The 25,882-nt window shown below is 73.1% G+C and carries 25 protein-coding genes; 4 read left to right on the top strand and 21 right to left on the bottom strand.

Annotated features, from left to right (window positions below; genetic code table 11):
- Window positions 1-68: 68 nt before the first annotated feature.
- Window positions 69-638, top strand: a complete 570-nt coding sequence (locus ACZ5GH_RS08930; RefSeq protein WP_464333883.1) for a Uma2 family endonuclease — start codon at window positions 69-71, stop codon at window positions 636-638.
- Between the two features lie 70 nt (window positions 639-708).
- On the opposite strand, the gene ACZ5GH_RS08935 is transcribed toward ACZ5GH_RS08930, so the two are convergent.
- From ACZ5GH_RS08935 to ACZ5GH_RS09035, 21 genes are all read right to left on the bottom strand, one after another.
- The gene (locus tag ACZ5GH_RS08935; RefSeq protein ID WP_464333884.1) at window positions 709-2,166 is read right to left on the bottom strand and encodes an aldehyde dehydrogenase family protein; all 1,458 of its coding nucleotides are present in this window, start codon (window positions 2,164-2,166) and stop codon (window positions 709-711) included.
- Window positions 2,167-2,215: 49 nt separating this feature from the next.
- Window positions 2,216-3,082, bottom strand: coding sequence for a helix-turn-helix domain-containing protein (locus tag ACZ5GH_RS08940; RefSeq protein WP_387749096.1), 867 nt, complete (start codon window positions 3,080-3,082; stop codon window positions 2,216-2,218).
- Between the two features lie 472 nt (window positions 3,083-3,554).
- Complete coding sequence (locus ACZ5GH_RS08945; protein WP_387749093.1) at window positions 3,555-5,015, bottom strand: glutamate synthase subunit beta; 1,461 nt, start codon at window positions 5,013-5,015, stop codon at window positions 3,555-3,557.
- Window positions 5,008-9,609 (bottom strand): glutamate synthase large subunit, encoded by a 4,602-nt coding sequence (gene gltB / locus ACZ5GH_RS08950; RefSeq protein WP_464336809.1) that lies wholly within the window; start codon window positions 9,607-9,609, stop codon window positions 5,008-5,010. Before gltB ends, ACZ5GH_RS08945 begins: the two co-directional genes overlap by 8 nt.
- Before the next feature lie 417 nt (window positions 9,610-10,026).
- Window positions 10,027-10,764, bottom strand: coding sequence for a VIT1/CCC1 transporter family protein (locus tag ACZ5GH_RS08955; RefSeq protein WP_387749091.1), 738 nt, complete (start codon window positions 10,762-10,764; stop codon window positions 10,027-10,029).
- A 147-nt stretch (window positions 10,765-10,911) separates the two neighbouring features.
- On the bottom strand, window positions 10,912-11,931 hold the full coding sequence (gene lgt / locus ACZ5GH_RS08960; RefSeq protein WP_464333885.1) for a prolipoprotein diacylglyceryl transferase: 1,020 nt from the start codon (window positions 11,929-11,931) through the stop codon (window positions 10,912-10,914).
- Between the two features lie 119 nt (window positions 11,932-12,050).
- Entirely contained in the window at window positions 12,051-12,914 is an 864-nt protein-coding gene (locus ACZ5GH_RS08965; protein WP_464333886.1) for a DsbA family protein, read from the bottom strand.
- Between the two features lie 51 nt (window positions 12,915-12,965).
- Complete coding sequence (locus ACZ5GH_RS08970; RefSeq protein ID WP_387749083.1) at window positions 12,966-13,424, bottom strand: MauE/DoxX family redox-associated membrane protein; 459 nt, start codon at window positions 13,422-13,424, stop codon at window positions 12,966-12,968.
- Between the two features lie 192 nt (window positions 13,425-13,616).
- Entirely contained in the window at window positions 13,617-13,820 is a 204-nt protein-coding gene (locus tag ACZ5GH_RS08975) for a hypothetical protein (protein WP_355249753.1), read from the bottom strand.
- A gap of 329 nt (window positions 13,821-14,149) precedes the next feature.
- Entirely contained in the window at window positions 14,150-14,959 is an 810-nt protein-coding gene (gene trpA / locus ACZ5GH_RS08980; protein WP_387749080.1) for a tryptophan synthase subunit alpha, read from the bottom strand.
- A 2-nt stretch (window positions 14,960-14,961) separates the two neighbouring features.
- The gene (gene trpB / locus ACZ5GH_RS08985) at window positions 14,962-16,236 is read right to left on the bottom strand and encodes a tryptophan synthase subunit beta (RefSeq protein ID WP_387749078.1); all 1,275 of its coding nucleotides are present in this window, start codon (window positions 16,234-16,236) and stop codon (window positions 14,962-14,964) included.
- A 71-nt stretch (window positions 16,237-16,307) separates the two neighbouring features.
- Complete coding sequence (gene trpM, locus ACZ5GH_RS08990; protein WP_188296911.1) at window positions 16,308-16,457, bottom strand: tryptophan biosynthesis modulator TrpM; 150 nt, start codon at window positions 16,455-16,457, stop codon at window positions 16,308-16,310.
- 9 nt (window positions 16,458-16,466) lie between these two features.
- Entirely contained in the window at window positions 16,467-17,273 is an 807-nt protein-coding gene (gene trpC / locus ACZ5GH_RS08995) for an indole-3-glycerol phosphate synthase TrpC (RefSeq protein WP_387749075.1), read from the bottom strand.
- A 342-nt stretch (window positions 17,274-17,615) separates the two neighbouring features.
- Window positions 17,616-18,056 carry a DUF2752 domain-containing protein gene (locus ACZ5GH_RS09000; protein WP_387749072.1) on the bottom strand — a complete coding sequence of 147 codons (441 nt, stop codon included), beginning with the start codon at window positions 18,054-18,056 and terminating at the stop codon, window positions 17,616-17,618.
- A gap of 101 nt (window positions 18,057-18,157) precedes the next feature.
- The gene (locus ACZ5GH_RS09005; protein WP_387749069.1) at window positions 18,158-18,418 is read right to left on the bottom strand and encodes an HGxxPAAW family protein; all 261 of its coding nucleotides are present in this window, start codon (window positions 18,416-18,418) and stop codon (window positions 18,158-18,160) included.
- A gap of 158 nt (window positions 18,419-18,576) precedes the next feature.
- Complete coding sequence (locus tag ACZ5GH_RS09010) at window positions 18,577-19,164, bottom strand: TIGR02234 family membrane protein (protein ID WP_464333887.1); 588 nt, start codon at window positions 19,162-19,164, stop codon at window positions 18,577-18,579.
- Window positions 19,165-19,268: 104 nt separating this feature from the next.
- Entirely contained in the window at window positions 19,269-19,790 is a 522-nt protein-coding gene (locus ACZ5GH_RS09015; RefSeq protein ID WP_387749064.1) for a Uma2 family endonuclease, read from the bottom strand.
- A gap of 20 nt (window positions 19,791-19,810) precedes the next feature.
- Window positions 19,811-21,334, bottom strand: coding sequence for an anthranilate synthase component I (locus ACZ5GH_RS09020; RefSeq protein WP_387749061.1), 1,524 nt, complete (start codon window positions 21,332-21,334; stop codon window positions 19,811-19,813).
- Window positions 21,335-21,372: 38 nt separating this feature from the next.
- Window positions 21,373-21,744 carry a phosphoribosyl-AMP cyclohydrolase gene (hisI, locus tag ACZ5GH_RS09025; RefSeq protein ID WP_387749058.1) on the bottom strand — a complete coding sequence of 124 codons (372 nt, stop codon included), beginning with the start codon at window positions 21,742-21,744 and terminating at the stop codon, window positions 21,373-21,375.
- Window positions 21,745-21,870: 126 nt separating this feature from the next.
- On the bottom strand, window positions 21,871-22,440 hold the full coding sequence (locus ACZ5GH_RS09030) for a hypothetical protein (RefSeq protein ID WP_387749055.1): 570 nt from the start codon (window positions 22,438-22,440) through the stop codon (window positions 21,871-21,873).
- Between the two features lie 232 nt (window positions 22,441-22,672).
- Window positions 22,673-23,341, bottom strand: a complete 669-nt coding sequence (locus ACZ5GH_RS09035) for a hypothetical protein (protein WP_464333888.1) — start codon at window positions 23,339-23,341, stop codon at window positions 22,673-22,675.
- A 109-nt stretch (window positions 23,342-23,450) separates the two neighbouring features.
- Between ACZ5GH_RS09035 and ACZ5GH_RS09040 the strand changes: the two genes are divergently transcribed.
- The 3 genes from ACZ5GH_RS09040 to ACZ5GH_RS09050 all read left to right on the top strand — a co-directional run bounded on the left by ACZ5GH_RS09040 (window position 23,451) and on the right by ACZ5GH_RS09050 (window position 25,818).
- A complete protein-coding gene (locus ACZ5GH_RS09040) occupies window positions 23,451-24,080 on the top strand; it encodes a TetR/AcrR family transcriptional regulator (RefSeq protein WP_387749051.1) in 630 nt (209 codons plus the stop codon).
- 84 nt (window positions 24,081-24,164) lie between these two features.
- Complete coding sequence (locus tag ACZ5GH_RS09045; RefSeq protein ID WP_387749048.1) at window positions 24,165-24,809, top strand: TIGR03085 family metal-binding protein; 645 nt, start codon at window positions 24,165-24,167, stop codon at window positions 24,807-24,809.
- A 229-nt stretch (window positions 24,810-25,038) separates the two neighbouring features.
- Complete coding sequence (locus ACZ5GH_RS09050) at window positions 25,039-25,818, top strand: VOC family protein (protein WP_387749045.1); 780 nt, start codon at window positions 25,039-25,041, stop codon at window positions 25,816-25,818.
- Window positions 25,819-25,882 lie beyond the last annotated feature (64 nt).

A 25,882-nucleotide genomic window follows, 5' to 3' on the forward strand; every position in this document is an offset into this window, starting at 1 on the left:
ACCGCCACCGGAAGGCCGTCGCCCCCTCGGCGACGGCCTTCCGGCCTGCCCGGTGGAAGAATGGCAGCATGAGCGAGTTCCAGATCCCGGACCGCCATGCCCGGCTGCTGGCCTACGCACAGAGCCTGACGCCTCCCAGCGGGTGGAAGATCGAAATCTCCGGCGACGAGATCATCGTGACGGCCGGCCCGTCGGTGATCCACCAGCGCAACCTGCTGCTCGTCCGCAGGCAGTTCGAGGCGCACGAGCCCGCCGGGATGATGCCGAGCGAGAACACCGACCTCACGTCCCCGAACGTCGGCAAGCTGCGCAACCCCGACCTGACCTACATCCCCCTCTCGGCGCTGGAGGAGGGCGGCAACCAGGTCCCCGCCGAGCAGGCGGCCATCGCGGTGGAGATCGTCTCCCCGTCGAACCCGGAGAACGACCTGGTCGGCAAGGTCCGCGACTACCCGCTCATGGCCATCCCGCTGTACCTGCTGATCGACCCGCGCGAGGGCGACCTGACGCTCTACTCCGAGCCGTCCGGCAGCGGCTACCACCGGCAGTGGAACGGCAAGTTCGGCGACCCGGTCCCGGTCCCGGCCCCCTTCGGCTTCGAGCTCGCCACCGACGCCCTGCTCCGCTACCCGGCCTGAACGGCCGGACCCTACGGGGCCTCCCGGCGGCTGCCGCCGGGAGGCCCGTGCGTTCCTGCGAAACCCCCGGTCAGAAGGGGAAGACCGCGCGCTCGTGCTGGACGGAGATCCACTTCAGGGTGGTGAAGGCGTCCACCGTGGACTCGCCGTTGAGGCGGCCGACGCCGGAGTTCTTCTCGCCGCCGAAGGGCACGCCCGGCTCGTCGGCGATGGTGCCGCCGTTGACGTGGATCATGCCGGTCTCGATCCGCTGGGCGAGCTTCACGCCGCGCTCGACGTTCGCGGTGTGCACCGCGCCGCTGAGTCCGAACGGCGTGGCGTTGGCGAGCCGCACGGCCTCGTCCTCGCCGTCGAACGGCACCAGCAGCACGACCGGGCCGAACAGCTCGTTGCGCAGGATCGGCGCGTCCTCGCCCAGGCCGGTGAGCACCGTCGGCGACATCAGGCTGCCGACCGTGCCGCCGCGCAGCAGCGCGGTGGCGCCGGCCGCGACCGCCTGGTCGACCTGGGCGGCGAGGGCGTCGGCCTGGACGGGGTTGATCAGCGGGCCGATGTGGGTGGCCGGGTCCCTCGGGTCGCCGACGGTGAGCGAGGCGACCTTGGCGACGAACTTCTCGGTGAACTCGGCCTCGACGGCGCGGTCCACCAGCACCCGGTTGGCGGCCATGCAGACCTGCCCCTGGTGGACGAAGCGGCTGAACACCGCGGCGTCCACGGCGTGGTCCACGTCGGCGTCGTCCAGCACGATCAGCGCGCTGTTGCCGCCGAGTTCCAGGACCGTCCGCTTGAAGTGCGCGGCGGCGACGGTGGCGACGTGCCGGCCGACCTTGTCGGAGCCGGTGAAGGAGATCACCTTGGGCACCGGGTGCTCCAGGAAGCTGTCGCCGATCTCGGCGATGTCGGTGATCACCACGTTCAGCAGGCCGGGCGGCAGCCCCGCGTCCTCGAAGAGCTTCGCGATCAGCCCGCCGCCGACCACCGGGGTCTCCTGGTGCGGCTTGAGAACGACGCCGTTGCCGAGCGCGAGCGCCGGGGCGACGGCCTTGAGCGCCAGGAACAGCGGGAAGTTGAACGGGCTGATCACGCCGACCACGCCGACCGGCAGCCGGTAGAGCCGGTTCTCCCGGCCCTGGGCGGGCGAGGCGAGCAGCCGGCCCTCGGAGGCCACCGACAGGTGCAGGCACTCCCGCAGCACGTCCCTGACCAGCGACAGCTCGAAGCCCGCCTTCAGGGCGGTGCCGCCGAGTTCGGCCGTGATGGCGCCGACGATCTCCGGTTCGCGCTCCTCCAGCAGCCGCAGCGCGCGCTCGAAGACCAGCCGCCGCTGGTACGGGTTGGCGGCGGCCCACGCCTTCTGGGCGCGCGCGGCGGCGCGGTAGGCGAGGTCGACCTCTTCGACGGTGGCGACGGTGATGGTGGCGAGCTTGTCGCCGGTGTAGGGGTCGACGTCGACGATGTCCCAGGAGCCGCTGCCACTGCGCCACTCGCCGTCGATGTACTGCAGCGCCAACTCGGAGAAGTACGACATCTGATCCCTCTCATGCACCGACCTGATGGGGAATCATCGTACTGACGGATCAAAGCTCCTGGCGCACCGCGTACAGCAGGTCGCGGGTCCGCTCCGGGCTCAGGCTGTCGGCGACCAGGTCGTCCATCGCCTGCCGGTACTCGGCCACCTCGGCGGGCTTGTCGAGGTAGAGCGCGGTGGTGAACTGCTCCAGGTACACCACGTCCGCCAGTTCGGCCTCGGCGAAGCCCAGGACGGTGAAGGCGCCGCTCTCCGCGCTCAGCCCGGCGTTGCCCAGCGGCAGCACCTGGAGCCGTACGTTGGGCAGTTCGCCGAGCTCCAGCAGCCGGTCCAATTGGCCGCGCATCTGCTCCGGGCCGCCCCAGGGCCGGCGCAGCGCGGCCTCGTCCAGCACGGCGACCAGCTGCGGCGCCCGCGCGTCGGTGAGCAGCGCCTGCCGCCGGAGCCGGACGTCGACCCGGCGCTCGATCTCCTCCGGCCCGTTGGCGTGGCAGCCGGCGGTGACCACGGCCCGGGCGTAGTCGGCGGTCTGGAGCAGCCCGTGGACGAACTGGACCTCGTAGCTGCGGATCTCGGCGGCGGCCTCCTCCAGGCCCAGGTAGTTCTGGAACCAGCCGGGGAGCACGTCCCCGTACTCGTGCCACCAGGAGCTGGCGTTGGCTTCGCGCAGCAGTCCGAGGACGGTGGCGCGCTCCTGTTCGGCGTCGACGCCGTACAGGGTCAGCAGGTCGGCGACGTCGCGTTCCTTGAAGCCGACCCGGCCGAGCTCCATCCGGCTGATCTTGGATTCGGAGGCCCGGATCGAGTACCCGGCCTCCTCCCGGCTGACGCCTCTGGCCTCGCGGAGCTTGCGCAGTTGGGTTCCGAGCAGCAGTCGCCTTACGGTGGCGCCCCCGCCTGCCTGAGTCGTGCCCATCGACGTCATCCTCCGCACTCGCCCAGCCCCCCGGCCGTCGGCGGCAGTCTGCCACCTGGCACCGACGAACAACAGCCCGCTGCCCGGAAGCCGTCGGGGGCCGGGGCAACTGGGGGCGTTCGTTCGAGAGTTGACGCTACCCGGGACGGTGTGCGGGCGTCTCTTCCGGTGTGCTCCGACGCCTGCTGGTCGCCGTACCGCCGCTTGCCGTCCTCGTCCCCCTCGCCGCGTCGGCGTCCGGTCGGCCGGGTCGTGCCGGCCCCGGGGTGCGGGGCCCCGAGGTGCTGGGCCGCTCCTGGCGCCGTCGGCTTCTGGGGGAACGCGACGGCGCCCGCCCTCCAACTGGTCGGGGAAGAGGGCAGGCGCCAGGAGACCGCGTTGGCCCGGCGACGCTGGCGGGGGCAGCGGGTTGAGCTCCCGGCGATGCGGCGCCGGGGGTTCGGGGTCGGCCGGTCGGAGCCGTCCGGGGCCGTCAGACCACCAGGGGGCGGTCCGTGGGCCGGATCGGCGCGGGAAGCGGGGTCTTGCCACCGAGGTACCTGTCCACCGCGGCTGCGGCCGAACGGCCCTCCGCGATGGCCCAGACGATCAGCGACTGGCCTCGGCCGGCGTCTCCGCAGACGTACACGCCATCGACATTGGTGGCGAACCGGCCGTCGCGGCCAATGTTACCGCGCGCGTCGAGGTCCACTCCCAGCTGCTCGACCAGCCCGTTCCGCACGTCGGTCCCGGTGAAGCCCATGGCCAGGGTGACCAGCTGGGCCGGGATCGCCCGCTCGGTGCCCGGCACGGGCTCGAACCGGCCGTCCCTGGACTCCACCTCGACGAGGTGGAGTTCCTGGACGTTGCCGTCCTCGTCGCCGCTGAAGTGGGTGGTGCTGACGGAGTAGATCCGCTCGCCGCCCTCCTCGTGCGCGGAGGTGACCTTGTACGTCATCGGCATCGTCGGCCAGGGCTGGTTCCCGGGCCGGTCCTCGCCGGGCCGCGGCATGATCTCCAGCTGGGTGACGGAGGCCGCCCCCTGGCGGTGGGCGGTGCCGACGCAGTCGGCGCCGGTGTCGCCGCCGCCGATCACGACCACGTGCTTGCCCGCGGCGCTGATCGGGGACGCCACGAAGTCGCCCTCCTGCACCTTGTTGGCCAGCGGCAGGTACTCCATGGCCTGGTGGACGCCCTTGAGCTCGCGCCCGGGCACCGGCAGGTCGCGGGCGGTGGTGGCGCCGGCCGCGACGACCACGGCGTCGAAGCGCTCGCGCAGCTGCTGCCCGGTGATGTCCTCGCCGACGTGCACGCCGGTGCGGAACCGGGTGCCCTCCGCCCGCATCTGCTCGATGCGGCGGTTGATGTGGCGCTTCTCCATCTTGAACTCGGGGATGCCGTAGCGCAGCAGTCCGCCGATCCGGTCGGCCCGCTCGTACACCACGACGGTGTGCCCGGCCCGGGTGAGCTGCTGGGCGGCGGCGAGGCCGGCCGGGCCGGAGCCGACCACGGCGACCGTCTTGCCGGACAGCCGCTCGGGCACCTGCGGGGTGACCCCGCCGCGGTCCCAGGCCTTGTCGATGATGGTGACCTCGACGTTCTTGATGGTCACCGCGTCCTGGTTGATGCCGAGGACGCAGGCGGACTCGCACGGGGCGGGGCACAGCCGGCCGGTGAACTCCGGGAAGTTGTTGGTGGCGTGCAGCCGCTCGATCGCGCCGACGAAGTCGTCCCGGTAGGCCAGGTCGTTCCACTCGGGGATGAGGTTCCCGAGCGGGCAGCCGTTGTGGCAGAACGGGATGCCGCAGTCCATGCAGCGGCCGGCCTGCTTGGTGATGATCGGCAGGAGGCTGCGCTCGACGTAGACCTCGTTCCAGTCCTTGATCCGGACGTCGACCGGGCGGCGCTCCGCCAGCTGCTTGGGCGTGGTCAGGAAGCCCTTGGGGTCAGCCATTAGCCGCCTCCATCATCTTCGCGGTGGTCTCGGCCTCGGAGAGGCCGTCGCGCTCAGCGGCGTCCTTGGCGGCGAGCACGGCCTTGTAGTCGGTCGGCATGATCTTGGAGAAGCGGGAGACCCCGCTGCCCCAGTCCGCCAGGAGTTCGGCGGCGACGGTGGAGCCGGTCTCCTCGTAGTGCTGCTGCACGGTGTCGCGCAGCCAGTCGCGGTCGGCGGCGGTGGGGGCCTCGATGCCCACCATGCCGTCGTTGACGTTGGCGGGGCGCAGGTCCAGGACGTACGCGATGCCGCCGGACATGCCGGCCGCGAGGTTGCGTCCGGTCTCGCCGAGGACGACGACCCGGCCGCCGGTCATGTACTCCAGGCCGTGGTCGCCCACGCCCTCGACCACCAGGGTGGCCCCGGAGTTGCGGACGGCGAAGCGCTCGCCGGCCTTGCCGCGCAGGTGGATCCGGCCCGAGGTGGCGCCGTAGCCGATGGTGTTGCCGGCGATGACGTGGTTCTGCGCGTCGTTGCCGATGGCCGCCGCCTCGCGGGCCGGGCGGACGACGACCACGCCGCCCGACAGGCCCTTGCCGACGTAGTCGTTGGCGTCGCCCTCCAGGCGCAGGGTCACGCCGCGCGGCAGGAAGGCGCCGAAGGACTGCCCGGCGGAGCCGGTGAAGGTGACGTCGATGGTCCCCTCCGGCAGGCCCTCGCCGCGGTACCGCTTGGTGACCTCGTGGCCGAGCATGGTGCCGACGGTGCGGTTGACGTTGCGGATCGGCAGCTGGATGCGGACGGCGTCGCCGCGCTCCAGGGCGTCCTCGGCCAGCTCGATCAGCTGGTTGTCCAGGGCCTTGTCCAGCGCGTGGTCCTGGGTGGTGGTGCGGTGCCGGGCGGCGCCCTCGGGCAGCGCCGGCACGTGGAACAGCGGGGCGAGGTCGAGCCCGGCCGCCTTCCAGTGGTCGATCGCGGCCCGGGCGTCGATGTGCTCGGCGTGGCCGACGGCCTCCTCGATCGAGCGGAAGCCCAGCGAGGCGAGGATCTCCCGGACCTCCTCGGCGATGAACTCGAAGAAGTTGACGACGAATTCGGGCTTGCCGGAGAAGCGCTCGCGCAGCACCGGGTTCTGGGTGGCGACGCCGACGGGGCAGGTGTCCAGGTGGCAGACGCGCATCATGATGCAGCCGGAGACGACCAGCGGGGCGGTGGCGAAGCCGAACTCCTCGGCGCCGAGCAGCGCGGCGATCACCACGTCGCGGCCGGTCTTCAGCTGGCCGTCGGTCTGGACGACGATGCGGTCGCGCAGCCCGTTGAGCAGCAGGGTCTGCTGGGTCTCGGCGAGGCCGAGCTCCCAGGGGCCGCCGGCGTGCTTCAGGGAGGTGAGCGGCGAGGCGCCCGTTCCGCCGTCGTGCCCGGAGACGAGGACGACGTCCGCGTGCGCCTTGGAGACGCCGGCGGCGACCGTTCCGACGCCGACCTCGGAGACCAGCTTCACGTGGATGCGGGCCGCCGGGTTGGCGTTCTTGAGGTCGTGGATGAGCTGGGCGAGGTCCTCGATCGAGTAGATGTCGTGGTGCGGCGGCGGGGAGATCAGGCCGACGCCGGGGGTGGAGTGCCGGGTCCGGGCGACCCACGGGTACACCTTGTGGCCGGGCAGCTGGCCGCCTTCGCCGGGCTTGGCGCCCTGGGCCATCTTGATCTGGATGTCGTCGGCGTTGACCAGGTACTCGGAGGTGACGCCGAACCGGCCGGAGGCGACCTGCTTGATCGCCGAGCGGCGCTCGGGGTCGTACAGGCGGTCCGGGTCCTCGCCGCCCTCGCCGGTGTTGGACTTGCCGCCGAGGCGGTTCATCGCGATGGCGAGGGTCTCGTGCGCCTCGCGGGAGATCGAGCCGTACGACATGGCGCCGGTGGAGAAGCGCTTGACGATCTCGGAGACCGGCTCGACCTCCTCGACCGGGACGGGCTCCCGTCCGAGGCCGTCCAGCTGGAACAGGCCGCGCAGCGTCATCAGCCGCTCGGACTGCTCGTTCACCCGGTCGGTGTACTGCTTGAAGATGTCGTACCGGCGGTTGCGGGTGGAGTGCTGGAGCCGGAAGACGGTGTCCGGGTCGAACAGGTGCGGCTCGCCCTCGCGGCGCCACTGGTACTCGCCGCCGATGTCCAGCGCGCGGTGCGCGGCCGGGATGCCGGAGGCCGGGTACGCCTTGGCGTGCCGGGCGGCGGTCTCGCGGGCGATCTCCTCCAGGCCGATGCCGCCGAGCTTGGTGGTGGTGCCGGCGAAGTAGCCGTCGACCAGGTCCTGGGAGAGGCCGATGGCCTCGAAGACCTGGGCGCCGCGGTAGGAGGCGACGGTGGAGATGCCCATCTTGGACATGACCTTGAGCACGCCCTTGCCGAGCGCCTTGATCAGGTTCTTGATCGCCTTCTCGGCCTCGACGCCCTCGATGAACACGCCCTGGGCGACCAGGTCCTCGACGGACTCCATGGCCAGGTACGGGTTGACCGCGCCGGCGCCGTAGCCGACCAGCAGCGCGACGTGGTGCACCTCGCGGACGTCGCCGGCCTCGACCAGCAGCGACACCTGGGTGCGCTGCTTGGTGCGGATCAGGTGGTGGTGGATGGCGGAGGTGAGCAGCAGCGAGGGGATGGGGGCGTGCTCGGCGTCGGAGTGGCGGTCGGAGAGCACGATGATCCGGGCGCCGTCGGCGATCGCCGCGTCGGCCTCGGCGGCGATCGCGGCCAGCCGGGAGGCCAGGCCCTCGCCGCCGGCGGCGACCTTGTAGAGGCCGGAGAGCGTGACGGCCTTCAGGCCGGGCTGGTCGCCGTCGGCGTTGATGTGGACGAGCTTGGCGAGCTCGTCGTTGTCGATCACCGGGAAGGTGATGCCGACGGAGCGGCAGGAGGCGGCCTCGGCGGCCAGCAGGTTGCCCTCCGGGCCGAGGTTGGACAGCAGCGAGGTGACGAGCTCCTCGCGGATGGCGTCCAGCGGCGGGTTGGTGACCTGGGCGAAGAGCTGCACGAAGTAGTCGAACAGCAGGCGCGGCTTCTCGCTCAGCGCGGCGATCGGCGAGTCGGTGCCCATCGAGCCGAGCGCCTCGGCGCCGGTGCGCGCCATCGGGGCGAGGATGACCCGCAGCTCCTCCTCGGTGTAGCCGAAGGTCTGCTGGCGGCGGGTGACGGAGGCGTGAGTGTGGGCGATGTGCTCGCGCTCGGGCAGCTTGGCGAGCTGGATCTGCCCGCCGTCCACCCACTCCTGGTAGGGGTGCTCGGCGGCGAGGGCGGACTTGATCTCCTCGTCCTCGACGATCCGGCCCTCGACGGTGTCCACCAGGAACATCCGGCCGGGCTGGAGGCGGCCCTTCCGGGTGACCTTCTCCTGGTCGATGTCGAGCACGCCGACCTCGGAGGAGAGGACGACCAGGCCGTCCTCGGTGATCCAGTACCGGGCGGGGCGCAGGCCGTTGCGGTCAAGCACGGCGCCGATCTGGGTGCCGTCGGTGAAGGTGACGCAGGCCGGGCCGTCCCAGGGCTCCATCAGGTTGGAGTGGTACTGGTAGAAGGCGCGGCGGGCCGGGCTCATGGTGGCGTGGTTCTCCCACGCCTCCGGGATCATCATCAGCACCGAGTGCGGCAGCGAGCGGCCGCCGAGGTGGAGCAGCTCCAGGACCTCGTCGAAGGAGGCCGAGTCGGAGTGGTCCGGGGTGCAGATCGGGAAGATCCTCTCCAGGCCCTGTCCGTTCCTGTTGGCCGGGATCAGGTCGGTGGCGAGCTGGGACTCCCGGGCCCGCATCCAGTTGCGGTTGCCCTTGACCGTGTTGATCTCGCCGTTGTGCGCGACGAAGCGGTAGGGGTGGGCGAGCGGCCAGCTCGGGAAGGTGTTGGTGGAGAAGCGGGAGTGCACCAGGCCGATCGCGGACGCGTAGCCGCGGTCCGACAGGTCGGGGAAGAAGGGCTCCAGCTGGCCGGTGGTCAGCATGCCCTTGTAGACGATGGTGCGCGCGGACAGCGACGGGAAGTAGACCCCGGCCTCGCGCTCGGACCGCTTGCGGACCACGAAGGCGATCCGGTCCAGCTCGATGCCGGCCCTGCCGTCCTGCGCGAGGAAGAGCTGCCGGAACCGCGGCATGACGCTGCGGGCGGTCTCGCCGAGCAGGTCCGGGGTGACCGGGACGTCGCGCCAGCCGAGGACGGTCAGGCCCTCCTCGGCCGCGATGTCCTCGATCCGCGCGACGGCGGCGGCGTCCTGCTCGTCCTCGTCGGGGAGGAAGGCGATGCCGACGGCGTAGGAGCCGGCCGCCGGGAGTTCGAAGGCGACCTTGCCGCGCAGGAAGGCGTCCGGGATCTGGGTCAGGATGCCCGCGCCGTCGCCGGAGTCCGGCTCGGCGCCGGTGGCGCCGCGGTGCTCCAGGTTGCGCAGGACGGTCAGCGCCTGCTCGACGATGGTGTGGTCGGCGATGCCGGTCAGCGTGGCGACGAAACCGACGCCACAGGCGTCGTGCTCGTTCCGCGGGTCGTACAGGCCCTGAGCAGCAGGTCGCGCATCCGGCACGAGCGCGTACGGCTGGCGGGCGGCGCCGGCCTGGGGCTCGTTGGCGGAGTGCATGGATGCAGACAGCATCGGCTCTCCCGTCGTCGTCTTTCGGCAAGGTGGTGCAAGGAGGGACGACGTTGGCCCTGATGCGATGGTGCGTGTCGTGCGAGTTACATGATGCCCGTGATCCCGAGAAGCGGAATGTCCCGTCCACATGGCGGGACGGCGCGCAGGTCAGCGGGGATGTGAGGAGGACGTGCCACAGTGCACGTCCCGACGATTGTGCCCAACGCTCCACCGCCTGAAACAGGGGCGAAACCGGACCGCCACAGAAGCCGATCATGGATGCCTGGGAATCCATTCCGGGAGCCCGCCCGCAGTTGCGAATCCGCGGCGCGCAGGCCCGGATGATGAGACAGTGCCAGGCGTTGCCAGGCGACCATGTGTGAAACGTCACTCACTTCCCAGCATAACCATGCATGATCGCGGTCAGCCGACGTGCCCGCCGATCAGCCACCCCAGCAGGTAGGTCACCCCGGCCGCCGCACCGCCCAGCACCAGCTGCCGCAGCCCGCTGAACCACCAGCTGCGGGCCGTCACCCGGGCCACCACCGCGCCGCACAGGAACAGCCCGGCCCCCGCCGGTAGCAGGGCGGGCAGCAGCGTGGTCGCCCCCAGCAGGTACGGCAGCAGCGGCAGCAGCGCGCCGAGCGCGAAGCACAGGAACGACGAGCCGGCCGCCACCAGCGGCGACGGCAGGTCGGTGGGGTCGACGCCCAGCTCCTCCCGGGCGTGCACCTCCAGGGCCAGCTCCGGGTCGGCGGACAGCTGCCGGGCCACCTCGTGGGCCAGCTCCGGGTCCACCCCGCGCGAGACGTACAGCTGGGCCAGTTCGGCCAGCTCCCCGTGCGGGTTGCGGCTCAGCTCCAGCCGCTCCACCTCGATCTCGGCCTGCACCAGCTCCCGCTGCGAGGCCACCGAGGTGTACTCCCCCGCCGCCATCGAGCAGGCGCCGGCCGCCAGGCCCGCCAGCCCGGTCAGGATCACCGTCCCGTTGGACACCGCTCCGCCGACCACCCCGGTCATCAGCGCGAAGTTGGACACCAGCCCGTCCACCGCGCCGAACACGGCCGGCCGCAGCCAGCCGCCGTTGACGTCCCGGTGGTGGTCGGCCGCGGGTATCCGGGGCTGCTGTGCGGCGTCGGCTCCCACAGTGGTCGCGCTCATCGTCGTTCCCCTCCGTCGTCGTTCGTCAGCCCTGAACGTAGCCCGTCTGACCTGGGCATTTCCAGCAAAGTAAGGCTGTCCGAACACCACTGAGGCCACCCTTCGCAACGCTCGCGAAGGGTGGCCTCAGCCGGGGGAAGCCCCTGGTCAGATCGGGTTCTTGGCGTCCTCGCCGACCGTTTCGGCGGCCGCCCCGCCGCCCACGGGCTCGACCGGCTTCCGGTCCGCGGGCTCACCGGCCTTCCGCGGCACCGGCGTGTCGTCGGCCTTCCGGTCGGCCTTGCCGTCGGCCTTCCCGTCGCCCTTGCCGTCGGTCCGGTCGTCCTCCGCCAGGTGCGCGGCCGGGTCGATGCTCGCCGGGTCCTCCCGCCCGGGCCGCTTCTTCCCCGCGATCACGAAGTACGCGACGGCGCCGACGAACACCCCGATGGACACCCAGTCGTTCAGCCGCAGGCCGAAGTAGACGTGCGCCTCGTCGATCCGCAGCCACTCGGTCCAGAACCGGCCCACCGTGTACGCGGCCACGTACAGCGCGAACACCCGGCCGTGGCCCAGCTTGAACCGGCGGTCCGCCCAGATCACCAGCAGCGCGACGCCGACGCACCACAGCGACTCGTACAGGAAGGTCGGGTGGTAGACGCCCTTCACGACCTCGCCGCCCGGCAGCGTCTTGTCGATCTCCAGGCCCCACGGCAGGGTGGTCTCCCGGCCGTACAGCTCCTGGTTGAAGTAGTTGCCCCAGCGGCCCAGCGCCTGCGCGAGCGCGATGCCCGGCGCGATGGCGTCGGCGTACGCGGGCAGCGGCACGCCCCGGCGGCGGGCGCCGATCCAGGCGCCGACCGCGCCCAGCGCGACCGCGCCCCAGATGCCGAGGCCGCCCTCCCAGATCTTGAGGGCGTCCCAGGGGTTCTTCCCCTCGGCGAAGTACAGGCGGCCGCCGTCGGTGATCACGTGGTACAGGCGGCCGCCGACCAGGCCGAACGGCACGGCCCACACGGCGATGTCACCGACGGTGTGTTTGGCACCGCCCCGGGCGACCCAGCGCTTGCTGCCGAGCCAGACGGCAACGACGACACCGAGGATGATGCAGAAGGCGTAGGCGCGCAGCGGGACCGGTCCCAGGTACAGGACGCCCCGCGACGGGCTGGGAATGTAGGCGATATCCATGGCAGTTCCGACGCTACAGGGTCCGACGGGCCGCTCGGGCAGCCTTGTGGTCACAGAAACCGAACAACGGTCGGCGCCGCCCCCTCCGGACGGGGAGGGGGCGGCGCGGCGCGGCGGGCTCAGCCGGCCGTCGGCGACGGGTTGTTGGCCTCCGAAGCGGTGCTGGTCGGCGCCGGGGTCTGCCCGTGCGAACCCGCCGTTCCCAGCTGCTTGCCCTGGTTCGCGGCGTCCACCCACTTCACCAGGTTCGCCGGGGTGATCTCCTCGCTGCCGTTCTTCGGGTAGATCGGCTGGCCGTTGAGCAGCACCGTGGGGGTGGACTTGAAGCTGGACTTGTCGAAGTCCTGCTGCACCGCGGACACCCAGCCACCGAACCGGTTGTCCTTGACGCAGGACTGGAACCCGGGCGTGTCCAGGCCGTTGACCTGCTTGGCCAGGCTGAGCAGGACGGCCTTGTCGCCGAAGGCGTCGTTGGTCTCCTCCGGCTGGTTGCGGTACAGCACGTCGTGGAAGTCCCGGAAGTGCCCGGCGTCCTGGGCGCAGGCCAGCGCGTTGGCGCCGGTCCGGGAGCCCTTGCCGGTGACCGCCCGGTCGATGAACGACACGATGTGGTAGTTCGTGTAGATCTTCCCGGCGTCCTCCAGCTGGTCGACGGTCGCCGAGAACTCGCGCTCGAAGGTGCCGCAGGCGGGGCAGCGCGGGTCCTCGTAGACGGTGAGGACGGAGGGCGCGTCGGCGGCGCCGACCGGGATGACCAGGTTCTTGTCGCCGATCGTCCCGGCGGGGGCGGCGGTCGGCGTCTCCGGCTTGGAGCGCTGGTTCTGCACCACGACGCCGACGATCACCGCGGCGGCGATCACCGCGAGCACGGACCCGCCCACGATCAGCTTCTTCTTGCGCCGGGAGGAGGCCTCGTCGGCCGCCCGCTGCTCCAGCATCCGCTCGCGGGCGGTGCGCTTGCCTTCTCGGTTCTTCTCGCTCATTGCCTTGACATCCACGGTCGGGGGCCTTCGTCGGGTGCAGGGATGTGGGGGTCAGCTCGCCAGCCGGCCGTCTGCCGACAGCCGGGTGCGGGGCCGCCACAGCAGCCATCCGGCGAGCAACAGGAACCCGGTGTCGCGCAGGATCTCCTGGAGGTACTTCGTCTGGGACTCGTCGACGTGCCCGCCGCCGCCGAAGCAGCCGCAGTCGATCGAGATGCCGCGCGCCCAGGCGGAGGCGATCCCGGCGATGAACACCAGCAGCAGCAGCGCGGAGACCCCGGCCACCAGCCGGACGCCGAGGCCCACCACCAGCAGCAGGGCCAGTGCCAGCTCCAGGAACGGCAGGCCGTAACCGATCGGCTTGACCAGCCCCTCGGGGAGGATCTCGTAGGCCCGTACGGCCTGCGCGGCCTCCGCCGGATCGGAGACCTTCGCCAGCCCGGCCCACCCCCAGACGACCGCGAGGGCGAGCCGGACCACCGTGCCGAGCCACTCACTCCGGACCGGCACCGGGCGCCCCGCTCTCGGCGGCGCGGGCGCGGAGCCATCAGGCTGCGCGGCCATCAGGGAACCCCCCTCGGGAAACTCGTTCACTCCCTGAGGAACCGTCCGGGGCGGGGGGTGGTTCCTCCGTATTCGGTAATTAAGCCGGATGAGTGACGCTCTGTCCGAATGGACCGCCCGGAACCGAACACCCGCGCGTCAGCGGCACCCCGCAAGCCACCCCGCCTCGAACAGATCGGGGTGCCGGGCCGCCTCCGCGCACGCCACCGCCTCCCGTTCCGCCCGTTCGGCACCCCGCTTGGCCAGCGCCTGCCCCACCTCGACGTGCACCCCGACCGCGCCGCCGAGCACCACCACGGCCGCCGCCGCCCGCAGCAGGACGGCCCGCTGGAGACTCCGCACCGGCTCACTCCTTCCGCTCGGGTCCGTAACCGTTCGTGCACTCCTCCCTCCTCTCAACGTCCGCCAACCCCCTCTGATGCGTGTCCCCACCCCTTGTTCACCCGTTCGGGTCCGCATCCCGGTCGGCGCGCACGCCAATGCCGCGCGCCCGCGCCCACGCCCCGCGGAAGAACGGCGGCGGCGGAAGCGCTCGTGCCGCGGGAGGGCGCGTGACCCGGAAGAGCGACGGCCGGGAAGAGCGACGGCCGCGAGCGAGCGCCCCGGGAACGCGGCGGCCCCCCACTCCCCGAGGGAGTGAGGGGCCGCCGGTCGGACGGTCCTACCGGGCGTCAGCGCCTGCGCACGCCCTCGGCCAGCTCTCCGGCCAGGGCCCGTACGGCGTCCAGCGCCGCGGCCTCGTCCTCGCCCGCGGCCAGGATCCGCTTCACGAACGCCGACCCCACGATCACGCCGTCCGCGAACCGGGCGACCTCCGCCGCCTGCGCCGCGTCCGACACGCCGAGCCCGACGCAGACCGGCAGGTCCGTGGTGGCCCGGGTCCGGGCGACCAGGTCCTCGGCCATCGACCCGACGGCCGACCGCGTCCCGGTCACGCCCATCACCGCGGCCGCGTACACGAACCCGCTGCCCGCCGCCGTGACCTCCGCGAGGCGCGCGTCCTTGCTGCTCGGGGCGACCACGAACACGGTGTCCAGACCGTGCTCGTCCGCCGCCTTGCGCCACTCCTCGGACTCCTCCACCGGGAGGTCCGGCAGGATGCACCCGGCCCCGCCCGCGGCCGCCAGGTCCGCCGCGAACCGCGCCACGCCGTAGCGGTCGACCGGGTTCCAGTACGTCATCACCAGCACCGCGGCCCCGGGGTGCGCCGAGGCGACCTCCTGGACGGTCCGCAGCACGTCCTTGATCCGCACACCGCCCCGCAGCGCGATGTCGTCGGCGGTCTGGATGACCGCGCCGTCCAGGACCGGGTCGGAGTGCGGCAGGCCGACCTCGACCACGTCGCAGCCGCCCTCGATCAGCGCCTTGACCGCCCGGATCCCGCCGTCCACGGTCGGGAACCCGGCCGGCAGGTAGCCGATCAGCGCGGCCCGGTCCTCGGCCTTCGCGGCCGCCAGCACACCGCTCAGCTTGGAAGTCATGATCACTTGCCCCCCTCGGCGGCGCCGTCGCCGGAACCCTCGCCCGAACCGCCGGTCCGCTCGTCGTACAGCCCGAAGTACTCGGCCGCGGTGTGCATGTCCTTGTCCCCGCGTCCCGACAGCGAGACCAGGACGGTCGCCTCCGGCCCGAGCTCGCGCCCCAGCTCCAGCGCCCCGGCGAGCGCGTGGGCGCTCTCGATGGCCGGGATGATCCCCTCGGTGCGGGACAGCAGCCGCAGCGCCTGCATCGCGGCGTCGTCGGTGACCGGCCGGTACTCCGCCCGCCCGGTGTCCTTCAGCCAGGCGTGCTCCGGCCCGACCCCGGGGTAGTCCAGCCCCGCCGAGATCGAGTGCGACTCGATGGTCTGGCCGTCCTCGTCCTGGAGGACGTACGTCCGGGAGCCGTGCAGCACCCCCGGGTCGCCCTTGGTGAGGGTGGCCGCGTGCCGGGGCGTCTCGGCGCCCTCGCCGGCCGCCTCGCAGCCGACCAGCCGCACCCCGGCGTCCGGGATGAACTCGTGGAAGATCCCCATCGCGTTGGAGCCGCCGCCCACGCAGGCCACCACCGCGTCGGGCAGCCGCCCGGTCCGCTCCAGCACCTGCCGGCGCGCCTCGACGCCGATGACCCGGTGGAAGTCCCGGACCATCATCGGGAACGGGTGCGGCCCGGCGACGGTGCCGAACAGGTAGTGGGTGGAGTCGACGTTGGCGACCCAGTCCCGGAACGCCTCGTTGATGGCGTCCTTGAGCGTCCGGCTGCCGGACTTGACGGCCACCACCTCGGCGCCGAGCATCCGCATCCGGGCGACGTTGAGCGCCTGGCGCTCGGTGTCGACCTCGCCCATGTAGATGGTGCAGTCGAAGCCGAACAGCGCGCAGGCGGTCGCGGTGGCCACGCCGTGCTGGCCGGCGCCGGTCTCGGCGATGATCCGGGTCTTGCCCATCCGCCGGGTGAGCAGCGCCTGGCCCAGCACGTTGTTGATCTTGTGCGAGCCGGTGTGGTTGAGGTCCTCGCGCTTGAGCAGGATGCGCGCGCCGCCCGCCTCGGCGGAGAAGCGGTGCACGTCGGTCAGCGGGCTCGGGCGCCCGGTGTAGTCCTTGAGCAGCCCGTCGAGCTCGGCGGCGAAGGCCGGGTCGGCCTTGGCCTTCTCGTACTCCTCGGCGACCTGCTCGACCGCGGCGACCAGCGCCTCGGGGATGAAGCGGCCGCCGTACGCGCCGAAGTAGCCTCGCGCGTCCGGCACCTGGGCACCGGGCAGGTAGTCCTTCTCGGACATGGTGGTTTCCCTTGAACGGAGATGAACAACGGTGACGTCCGACCGGCCGGGCTCAGCCGGGTGGCTGGGCCTCAGCCGGACGTCACGCGCCATCGCCGCCCCGGCACCTGCCCGGGCTCGCACCCGATGACGTACCGCACCCGACGCCCCAGCACCCGGCGTGCGGGCGCGCGGCAGCCGCGCGGGCGGCAACCGGGGGCGAGTCGGGCGGCGATCTTCATCGGGTGGCGTCAGTCCTTGTGCCGGACGGCGGGGTGGGCCCCGGCGGCGACCAGGTCGGCGACCGCGGCGCGCGGGTCCTTGCCGGTCACCAGGGTCTCGCCGACCAGCACCGCGTCGGCGCCCAGGTTGGCGTAGTTGATCACGTCCAGCGGGCCGCGCACACCGGACTCGGCGATCTTGACGATGCCGTCCGGGATCGCGTGGGCGACGTTCTCGAAGGTGTTGCGGTCCACCTCGAGCGTCTTGAGGTTGCGGGCGTTGACGCCGATGATCCGGGCGCCGGCGTCCACCGCGCGCTTGATCTCCTCCTCGTCGTGCACCTCCACCAGCGGGGTGAGGCCGATCGACTCGGCGCGCTCGATCAGCGACACCAGGGCCGGCTGGTCGAGGGCCGCGACGATCAGCAGCGCGAGGTCGGCGCCGTGCGCACGGGCCTCCCACAGCTGGTAGGCGGTGACGATGAAGTCCTTGCGCAGCAGCGGGGTGTCCACCGCGGCGCGGACGGCGTCCAGGTCGGCCAGCGACCCGCCGAAGCGGCGCTGCTCGGTCAGCACGCTGATCGCGGCGGCACCGCCGGCCGCGTAGTCGACCGCCAGGGCGGCCGGATCGGCGATCGAGGCCAGGGCGCCCTTGGACGGGCTGGAGCGCTTCACCTCGCAGATCACCCGGACCCCGTCGCCCTTGAGGGCGGTGACGCCGTCCTTGGCCTCCGGGGCCTTGGCGGCGAGCTCCTTGAGCTCGTCCAGGGAGACCCGGGCCTGCCGCTCGGCGAGGTCCTCGCGGACCCCTTCGATGATCGAGTCGAGCACACTCACTCAGGAGCCCCCATCTTTTCTGCCAGTTGGTCGGCGCGAGTCGGCGGGCGACAGCCCACCGGCTCTTCGATGGTATCGGCACCCGGGGGCGGGGAGCGCATCGGTTCGAACCCCGTCCTACCGACCGGACGTCCGCCCCGGTGCACCCCAGCTGCGGCTTCGTCGGCGCCACAGCGGTTTTCGGACGGTCTTCGCACCGGTTTTCGGACGGTCCGGGAGCCGCCCGGACGCGGCCGGTGGCCGGGAAGCGCGGTTCGGCAGGTCGGGACGCACGGCCCGGCGGCCGGAAAAGCGGGTCCGGGGGCCGGCCGAGCGGCCCGGACCGGCCGTCCCGCGGCCGGATCAGACCAGCGGCGGCGCGAGCCCCGCCCCGATCGACGAGTTGCGCACCACGGTGAACACCAGCACCAGCAAGGCGATCAGCGCCCAGCGCCGGCCCCCGACGGTGATCCTGGGCGGCGCCCCGCCGGTCAGCGCGGCCCAGCCCCAGCGCAGCCAGAGCACCGCCAGCACGCCGAACAGCAGGACGGCGACGGCGTTGTCGTGCAGGGCCCCGGTGAGGTCCCCGTGGGTCAGCGCGTGGACGCAGCGGATCCCCCCGCAGCCGGGGCACCACCAGCCGGTGGCGGTCAGGAACGGGCACTCCGGGTAGTGCCCGGGGGTGTTCGGGTCCACCACGGCGACGTACGCGGCGGGGACGGCCACCGCCGCCAGCGCGGTCAGCGGCGGCCTCAGCCGGCGCAGCACGGGCGGCGGGGCGGAGGCGGTGGAGGCGGAGGTCACGCCCCGATTCTGCCCGGATCGGGCCCGGACACGACGAAACGGCGGGCGTGGCGCGCCCGCCGTTCCGATGTACGACAAACGTGTGGTGCGACGATCCGTCGTCAGGCGGCGACGGCGGCGGCCTCACGGGCCGCGGTCTGCTCCTCGACCGACTTGTAGACGTTGGTGCTGGCCTGCTTGCCCATGCCCGCCAGGGACATGGCCTTGCCGACCACACCGCCGGCCAGGACGACCGCCAGGCCGACCCAGACGAGCAGCACCGACGGCAGGATCATCGCGACGCCCGCGACACCGAAACCGACGAAGGAGATGACGACGCCGGTCCAGGCGGCGGGGGTGTGGCCGTGTGCTGCTGCTGCCATCTGAATGGTGCTCCTTGGCTCTCGGGGCCCGGCCGGGCCTGCGGGGCCGCCGGCGGGTTGACGGGTTCCATTGTGCCGGGCCACACATCGGGGGCCCAAAGCGGGTGGCGGGTCTATCGCGTCACATGCGCGCGGCTCACGCGTCACGTGCGCGCGGCTCACACCGCGGTGGGGTCCTCGCCGCGGTCCAGGGCCTTCCACAGGTCGCCCGGGGTGTCGGCCTTCGCCGGGGTCCTGCGGGTCGGCGCCTCGTAGCGGCTGCCCATGGCCGGCCAGCCCCGGCCGTAGCGCAGGGTGAGCAGTCCGGCCAGGGCGAGCAGCGCCCCGCCGACCAGCGCCACCCAGGGCCAGGCGGTGTGCGAGACCTCGGTGGCCGCCGAGCCGGTCAGCGCCAGCTTGCGGGCGGCCTCGGCGTCCAGCGCGGCGGTGTCGCCCGCCCCGGCCACCGAGGCGGCGGCCGCGCCGAGCCCGGCCAGCAGGGTCAGCGCGCCGACGGCGAGCCGGCCGGCACCGCGCACCGCGAACACCGCGACCGCCGCGGCGAGGCCCACCAGGGCCAGGCCGCCGGGCAGTTCGGAGATCCTGCCGCCGGTGACGGAGACGTCCAGGGTGCCGGCCCGGCCCTCGGCCCAGGTCCGCCCGACCGCGGTCAGCACCAGCACGGCGCTCAGCACGGTCAGCAGCAGCATCACGCCGAGGGTGCGGCGGCTGGGAGTGGCGGGGGCGGGGGTCTGCTCAGCGGTCACCCGTCCACTATCCCCCGGCTGACGCCGGGGGCCGTACCCGGGGTGGGGGCGGGTCGCGTCGCGGGTCGGTCGGGGGTGGGCGGCGGGGTGGGGCGCGGGGCGGGTCAGGGGGCGGGTCGCGGGGTGGGGAACTCGTCCGTGCGCAGCACCACCGTGCGGCCGCCGAGCGGCAGGAAGAGGTCGTTGCCGAACGGCACCCGTTCGGCCTCCCGGTACACCCCCTCCGGGGACGGCGCGGTGTGCACGGTGCAGACCGCCGCGGCCGGATCGACCACCACGTACAGCGGGACGCCGCTGCACGCGTACGCCCTCGCCGCCTCCGCCAGACCCGGCCGGGCCAGCTCCAGCACCGCCTCGACCCCGGCCGCCACGAACCGGCCCCGCCCGCCCCGGACCGCGTCCGGGGCGAGCACGGCGAGGTCCGGGGCGAGCACCGGCGGGGCGTCCGCCGAGGAGTCGGCCGGGAAGTCGATCGCCACCCCGGACAGCACCCGCCCGTGGCCCGCCGGCTGCTCGCCGAGCTGGCCGGCCGCGCCGAGCACGACCGCCCAGCGCAGCTCGTCGTACGGCACCTCGGCCGTCTCGGGCACGTCGGGGACGTCGGGCACGTCGGGGACCTCGGGCATCCCGGCCGCCTCCTCGCGCCTCAGGACAGTTCCGGCCTCCGCAGCGTATTGGCGGTGGCGACGGCCCGCAGCACGGCGGCCGCCTTGTTGCGGCACTCGGTGTCCTCGCCGTGCGGGTCGGAGTCGGCGACCACGCCCGCGCCGGCCTGCACGTAGGCGGTGCCGTCGCGCAGCACCGCGGTGCGGATCGCGATCGCGGTGTCCGAGTCCCCGGCGAAGTCCAGGTAGCCGACGCAGCCGCCGTACAGGCCGCGCCGGGTGGGCTCCAGCTCCTCGATGATCCGCATCGCCCGGGGCTTGGGGGCGCCGGAGAGGGTGCCGGCCGGGAAGCAGGCGGTCAGCACGTCGAAGGCGGTCCGCCCGGGCGCGACCTTGCCGGTCACCGTCGACACGATGTGCATCACGTGGCTGTAGCGCTCGATCTGCATGAAGTCGACCACCTCGACGCTGCCCGGCTCGCAGACCCGGCCGAGGTCGTTGCGGCCCAGGTCCACCAGCATCAGGTGCTCGGCCCGCTCCTTGGGGTCGGCGAGCAGCTCGGCGGCCAGCTCCGCGTCCTCGTGCGGGGTGGCGCCGCGGTGCCGGGTGCCGGCGATCGGGTGCAGCATCGCCTCGCCCCCGGTCACCTTGACCAGCGCCTCCGGGCTGGAGCCGACCACGTCGAAGCCGCCCTCGGCGCCGCCGTCCGGCCCGGGGAAGCGGAACAGGTACATGTACGGGCTGGGGTTGGTGGTGCGCAGCACCCGGTAGACGTCCAGCGCGGAGGCCGGGCAGGGCGCCTCGAAGCGCTGCGAGGGCACCACCTGGAAGGCCTCGCCGGCCCGGATCCGCTCCTTGATCTCCTCCACCGCGGCCCGGTACGGCTCGCCGCCGAACGGCGAGTGCACCTCGCCGGGGCCGGCCGGGGAGAAGGTGGCCAGGCCCGGGTCGACCGGCTTGGACAGCTCGGCCTCCATCGCGTCCAGCCGGGCCACCGCGTCCGCCCAGGCCTCGTCCACGCCGCTGGCGAGGTCGTTGTGGTTGACGGCGTTGGCGATCAGCAGCACCGTGCCGTCGACGTGGTCGAGCACGGCGAGGTCGGTGGCGAGCAGCATGGTCAGCTCGGGCAGGCCCAGGTCGTCCGGGTTGAGGTCGGGCAGCTTCTCCAGCCGGCGGACGATGTCGTAGCCGAGGTAGCCGACCAGGCCGCCGGTGAGCGGGGGCAGGCCGTCGTCCTCCTGCCGCGGGGTGTGCAGCGCCTGCAGGGCGGTGCGCAGCACCTCCAGCGGGTCGCCGGTGGTGGGGATGCCGACCGGCGGGGTGCCGAGCCAGCGGGCCCCGCCGTCCGGGCCGACGGTGAGCGCGGCGGCGCTGCGCACCCCGACGAAGGAGTAGCGCGACCAGCTGCGGCCCTGCTCGGCGGACTCCAGCAGGAAGGTGCCGGGCCGCTCCTCGGCGAGGCTGCGGTAGAGGCCGATCGGGGTGAGGCCGTCCGCGAGGAGCCTGCGGGTGACCGGGATGACCCGGGTGTCGACGGCGAGCTTGCGGAAGGCTTCGAGATCCATGACGGGCGGCACCTTCTGGAGTTGTGGACGGGGAGGGATCAGGACAGCGGGAGCACGTCGGCGTCGAAGCAGGTGCGGTCACCGGTGTGGCAGGCCGCGCCGCTCTGGTCGACCTTGACCAGCAGGGTGTCGCCGTCGCAGTCCAGGGCCACCGACTTGACCGCCTGGACGTGGCCCGAGGTGTCGCCCTTCACCCAGTACTCACGGCGGCTGCGGCTCCAGTAGGTGCAGCGGCCCGTGGTGAGGGTGCGGTGCAACGCCTCGTCGTCCATCCACCCGAGCATCAGCACCTCGCCGGTGTCGTACTGCTGGGCGATGGCCGGGAGCAGCCCGTCCTCGGTGCGCTTGAGCCGCGCGGCGATCTCGGGCGCGAGGGCGGTGCTGCCAGGGGTGGCGGGTGTCGTGGACATGGGCCCCATTGTGTCAGCCCGCCCCACCGCCCCGGCGGCGCCCGCCCCCGCCCGGTACCGAGCGCGACTGGGAATCGGATGCCGGATGCCGACCGACCAGCGGCGGCCCCCTCCGGCCGGGAGCCCTTACGGGCGCAGCTGCCCGGTGAGCTTGGGGCCGCCCTGCTTGTTGCCGGCGGTCAGGGTGCAGGTGTAGTCGCGCCAGCCCTGCTGGTAGTTGGCCATCGCCGGGCCGAACTGACGGCCGTAGTAGGTCTTTCCGTCACCCTGGCGGGCCTTGGCGGCGGCTTCGGCCTCCTTGCAGCCGTCCCGCATGGCGAGGGCGAGCGGGATGTCGCCGGTGATGCCGTCGGCCAGCTTGAGGTCGGCGATCACCTCACCGTCGTGGTCGCCGGTGCAGGGGCGCTCCTCCGGCTTGGTGATCACCGGGCTCAGCTGCGGGTGGTCGAAGCAGGCGCCGACCGGGAAGAAGGCGTACGGCGGCTGCGGCGTGGGCGTCGGGGTGGGTGTCGGCGTCGGGGTGACCGTTGCCGTGGGGGTGGGCGGCGGTGGCGCGGCGGCCGGCTTCCTGTCGTCCGGCCAGAGCACCGCGGTGGCCACCACCGCGAGCAGGACGACCAACACGGCGGCCACGGTGAGGACCAGGCCGCGGGACGGGCGGGAGCCGGCTGCGGGCGGCTGCTGCTCGGAGGTCATGGCCACGAGGATGGCCCACCCACCCCCTCCTCGGCAGGCAGTTCACCGAACTCGCCCCCAACGGGCGGTCGGCGCCCGGAGCCCGAGGTCAAGAGGCCCGCCCACCGGCGCCGGACGGCGAAGGACGTGCACGCCTTCGGCACGGCCGCGCGGTCACGTCGAGTTCCCGGACCGAGGTCCGCGCTGCCGGCCGCGTCGACGGTGATCGTGGCGCCGGCGGCGCGTCCGCGGGTCAGACCGCGCGGCCGGGTGCCCGGTGGAGCGGTCGGCGGCGGACCGCCCACGCCGCCGCGGCGAGGGCGAAGCCGTAGACGGACACCAGTCCGTGGCCGTTCTCCTGGGCGAGCCACATGGCGAGGCCCAGGGCGGGGACGCCGGCTGCCAGCGCGATCTCCTTGGGGAGGCGGGTGCGGGTGAGGAAGGCGAGGGCGAGGGTGGCGCCGAGGAAGTAGGTGGCGCCGGAGCTGCCGGCGAAGTTGCGGGGGTCGGTGCTGGGGCCGTCGCCCAGGCCGAGCAGGGTGTCGACGCGGCCGGGCAGCAGGATGCCGGCGAGGAAGAAGCCGAGGGTGAGCGGGCCGCCCCAGTACCACTGGGCCAGCGCGGCGACGGCGGCGAGGGTGACGAGGTTCCACAGGCCGCCGAAGAGGCCGCCGTTCTGCAGGAACACCGAGGTGAACTCGCGCCACCAGCCCGACTTGGCGGGGTCGGCGTCGAGCGCGTCTATCGCGCCGGACCAGACGAGCTGGAGCAGCACGCCACCGACGGCGAGCGCGGTCAGGGCGATCGCCGCCCACGGCAGCGGCCGTCCGCGCAGGGTGTCGCGGCCCACCACGCCGAGCCCGCAGTTGACCATCATGACCATCAGCGCGGCCGTGGTCACGTTGAAGACGATCGCCTCCACGTCTGGCCCCTCCCCCCGGTTCCGGTGTTTCCAACACCGTTCGAAAACTTGCCGACGCAAAGCTAGCACAACTTTCGAACGGTGTTGGAAAACGCTGTACGGTGAGTCCATGAAGCTCACCAAGGACCGCATCGTCGACGCGGGCATGGCCGTCTTCGCCGAGGTCGGCTACCAGAACCTGTCCATGCGCCAGGTCGCCGACCGCCTCGACGCCCACGCGGGCAGCCTCTACTACCACGTACGCGGCAAGGAGGAGCTGCTCGCCCTGATGGCCGACCGGGTCTGCCGCCGGGCCTACGACGCGGGCACCGAGGCCCTGGACGCCCTCCCGGCCGACGCCACCTGGCAGGACCGCATCCGGACCCAGGCCACCACCCTGCGGCTGAGCATCAAGCAGCACCCCGGCGGCGCCCAGCTCCTCGCCGAGAGCCCCGGGACGCTCAGCACCGGCGCCCTCTCCCTGATGGAACGCCTGCTGCGCACCCTCCTCGACGCCGGTCTGCCCGCCGACCACTGCGGCATCGCCGCCGACACCCTGCTCAGCCACGTCACCGGCTTCGTCCTCCAGGAGCAGAACCAGCCGACGGCGCCGCCGACCGTCACAGCCGAGCTCTACGCCGGACTGCGCGAGCGGTTCCCCCTCGTCATGGGCCCGTTGATGCCGCGCCTGAGCCAGGACGAGAAGTTCGCACGGAGCGTCCAGCTGCTCTGCACCGGCCTGGCGGCGGTCATCGGGTGACGGAGAGCAGGATCGCGTCGAGGAAGCTCCGAGAGCCGAGCGACCGGACCCACCGGGTGCGGGAGGAGCCCCTAGGCTGACGTCATGTCGAACCACGCCCTCGCCGAACGCCACCGGCTCGCCCGACTCCTGACCGCCGCCGGCCCGGACGCCCCCACGCTCTGCGCCGGCTGGACCACCCGGGACCTCGCCGCCCACCTGGTCGTCCGCGAGCGCCGCCCCGACGCGGCGGCCGGGATCCGGGTCGGGGCGCTGGCCGGGTGGACGCGGCGGGTGCAGGACGGCTACGCCCAGCGGCCGTACGAGGAGTTGGTGCGGCTGTTCCGGGCCGGGCCGCCGGTCTACTCGCCGTTCGCGCTTCCCGGTGCCGACGAGGCGGCGAACACCGTCGAGTACTTCGTCCACGCCGAGGACGTCCTGCGCGCGGCCGACGACTGGACCGCGCAGCCCGTTCCGCCCGGCCGGGCCGAGGCCCTCTGGCGCCGTCTGCCGCTCATCGCCCGGCTGGAGGCCGGCCGGCGCTCACCCGTCCGGCTGGCCCTCACCCACCCCGACGGCCGTTCCCTCACCGTCGGCCCCGCGGGCGACGCCCCCGTCCGCGTCACCGGCGAGCCCGCCGAGCTCGTCCTGTTCACCTACGGCCGCGGGGAACGCACCACCGTCACCGTCGACGGCGCCCCGGACGCCGTTGAGGCCCTGCGCCACGTCCTGCCGCTGCCCCCGAAGTAGGGCGCACGGCCTGCGGCGGGGCGGCGACGGCTTCCCGGCCGTCCTCGCCGGCACGTCCGGACGACGGGGCCGGGGGCCGGACCGGCCCGCCACCATTCCGCGAGCGGACGGCCCCCCGCTCCGGCTGCGGATGTCAGTGCCCGGGTGCAGACTCGCAGGTGGCCGGGAGGGGGCGTGCGCGCGCCCGACGGAACCGTCCCGGCCACTCTCCGTCGAAGGGCACACCGCCATGCTCACCACCGACTTCCCCATCGGCTCGCCCTGCTGGATCGACCTGGGCAGCCCGGACATCCCCGCCAGCGCCGCGTTCTACCACCAGGTGTTCGGCTGGACCTTCCAGGAGGTCCCCGGGACCGGCGGCTACGGGTTCGTCCAGCTGAACGGCAGGACCGTCGGCGCGATCGGTTCGCTCAACGAGGGGGACCCGTCCACCTGGACGACGTACTTCCGCAGCGCCGACGCGGACGCCACCGCCAACGCCGTCCAGAAGGCCGGCGGCAAGGTCCTGGTCGAGCCGATGGACGTCATGCAGGAGGGCCGGCTGGCCCAGTTCTCGGACCCGCAGGGCGCCCGGTTCGCGATCTGGCAGGCCGGCAACACCACGGGGCTGGACCTCGTCTCCGACGAGGGGGCGCTGGTCTGGGCCGAGCTGCACACCTCCGACCAGGAGGGCGCCTTCGCCTTCTACCGGCAGCTGTTCGGCTGGCGGGTGGAGAACTTCGAGCCGTCGCCGGGCATGGACTACCGGGTGGTCTCCACCGCCGAGGGCGACCAGCGGGCCACCAGCTTCGGCGGCATCGCCCCGACCATGTCCCCGGAGCAGCCGTCCGCCTGGACGCCCTACTTCGCCACCGAGGACGTGGACGGCGTGATCTCCAAGGCGACGGCGGCCGGTGGCACGGTGCTGATGCCGGCCTCGGACGTGGAGAACGTCGGGCGCCTCGCCTGGCTGGCGGACCCGAACGGCGCCCCCTTCGCCCTGATCAAGGGCGAGCCCCGGGAGTCCTGAGCACCCGGAGCCCCGAGCCCGCGGCGAGGGCCCGCCGCACACCGGCGCGACGGGCCCTCGCACG

It is taken from the genome of Kitasatospora sp. Xyl93, assembly GCF_055383135.1.

Bases quoted from the DNA above. Each gene is read 5' to 3' on its own strand.
- ACZ5GH_RS08930 (WP_464333883.1), top strand. From the start codon at position 69: ATGAGCGAGTTCCAGATCCCGGACCGCCATGCCCGGCTGCTGGCCTAC.
- ACZ5GH_RS08935 (WP_464333884.1), bottom strand. From the start codon at position 2,166: ATGTCGTACTTCTCCGAGTTGGCGCTGCAGTACATCGACGGCGAGTGG.
- ACZ5GH_RS08940 (WP_387749096.1), bottom strand. From the start codon at position 3,082: ATGGGCACGACTCAGGCAGGCGGGGGCGCCACCGTAAGGCGACTGCTG.
- ACZ5GH_RS08945 (WP_387749093.1), bottom strand. From the start codon at position 5,015: ATGGCTGACCCCAAGGGCTTCCTGACCACGCCCAAGCAGCTGGCGGAG.
- gltB (WP_464336809.1), bottom strand. From the start codon at position 9,609: ATGCACTCCGCCAACGAGCCCCAGGCCGGCGCCGCCCGCCAGCCGTAC.
- ACZ5GH_RS08955 (WP_387749091.1), bottom strand. From the start codon at position 10,764: ATGAGCGCGACCACTGTGGGAGCCGACGCCGCACAGCAGCCCCGGATA.
- lgt (WP_464333885.1), bottom strand. From the start codon at position 11,931: ATGGATATCGCCTACATTCCCAGCCCGTCGCGGGGCGTCCTGTACCTG.
- ACZ5GH_RS08965 (WP_464333886.1), bottom strand. From the start codon at position 12,914: ATGAGCGAGAAGAACCGAGAAGGCAAGCGCACCGCCCGCGAGCGGATG.
- trpA (WP_387749080.1), bottom strand. From the start codon at position 14,959: ATGACTTCCAAGCTGAGCGGTGTGCTGGCGGCCGCGAAGGCCGAGGAC.
- trpB (WP_387749078.1), bottom strand. From the start codon at position 16,236: ATGTCCGAGAAGGACTACCTGCCCGGTGCCCAGGTGCCGGACGCGCGA.
- trpM (WP_188296911.1), bottom strand. From the start codon at position 16,457: ATGAAGATCGCCGCCCGACTCGCCCCCGGTTGCCGCCCGCGCGGCTGC.
- ACZ5GH_RS09005 (WP_387749069.1), bottom strand. From the start codon at position 18,418: ATGGCAGCAGCAGCACACGGCCACACCCCCGCCGCCTGGACCGGCGTC.
- ACZ5GH_RS09015 (WP_387749064.1), bottom strand. From the start codon at position 19,790: ATGCCCGAGGTCCCCGACGTGCCCGACGTCCCCGACGTGCCCGAGACG.
- ACZ5GH_RS09020 (WP_387749061.1), bottom strand. From the start codon at position 21,334: ATGGATCTCGAAGCCTTCCGCAAGCTCGCCGTCGACACCCGGGTCATC.
- hisI (WP_387749058.1), bottom strand. From the start codon at position 21,744: ATGTCCACGACACCCGCCACCCCTGGCAGCACCGCCCTCGCGCCCGAG.
- ACZ5GH_RS09030 (WP_387749055.1), bottom strand. From the start codon at position 22,440: ATGACCTCCGAGCAGCAGCCGCCCGCAGCCGGCTCCCGCCCGTCCCGC.
- ACZ5GH_RS09040 (WP_387749051.1), top strand. From the start codon at position 23,451: ATGAAGCTCACCAAGGACCGCATCGTCGACGCGGGCATGGCCGTCTTC.
- ACZ5GH_RS09045 (WP_387749048.1), top strand. From the start codon at position 24,165: ATGTCGAACCACGCCCTCGCCGAACGCCACCGGCTCGCCCGACTCCTG.
- ACZ5GH_RS09050 (WP_387749045.1), top strand. From the start codon at position 25,039: ATGCTCACCACCGACTTCCCCATCGGCTCGCCCTGCTGGATCGACCTG.